This window comes from Helicobacter valdiviensis, from assembly GCF_003245365.1.
Taxonomy (GTDB): domain Bacteria; phylum Campylobacterota; class Campylobacteria; order Campylobacterales; family Helicobacteraceae; genus Helicobacter_D; species Helicobacter_D valdiviensis.
In genome coordinates, this window is sequence record NZ_NBIU01000130.1 from 1 (window position 1) to 431 (window position 431).

Here is a 431-nt window from a genome sequence, read left to right on the forward strand (position 1 = left end):
CAAAAACACTAAAGCTTATCTCATCACTCTCATCTTTTTCTTTATCCTCATAGCTTAGGCTTATGAGATTTTTAGAAATCTTTTGTGTGATGTCTTTACCTTTGGCTAGGAGTTTAAAGTTTGGTTTGTTAATCATTGGATTCTCCTTTTTAAAATTTTATAAAAAGAATTTTGCGAGTGGCTTGGGAAGAATTTTGCTTGCAAAATTCAGGGCTCACACCGCCATGAGAAAAATTACTTTTTATAAAAATTAAAGTTTCACAAGTTACCATAGTGCTTCTTCTTTATTTGTTGGCTTTTCTATTATTGGCAAATTCACAACATCTCCATTTTTTAAAAGTGGAGTAAGCTTGGGATTTACTTCTAAAACCATACTAAAATACTCCAAACTTCCATAAAATCTATAAACCACACTATCTAATCTTTCATTG

1 protein-coding gene and 1 pseudogene are annotated in these 431 nt (G+C 30.9%); both read right to left on the minus strand.

Annotated elements, in window-relative coordinates; genetic code table 11:
- Positions 1-136, minus strand: a pseudogene (locus B6S12_RS11610) (phage late control D family protein); the annotation flags it as partial.
- 129 nt (positions 137-265) lie between these two features.
- Positions 266-431, minus strand: a 166-nt coding sequence (locus tag B6S12_RS10890; protein WP_111230746.1) for a tail protein X, incomplete at its 5' end; no start/stop codon positions are given.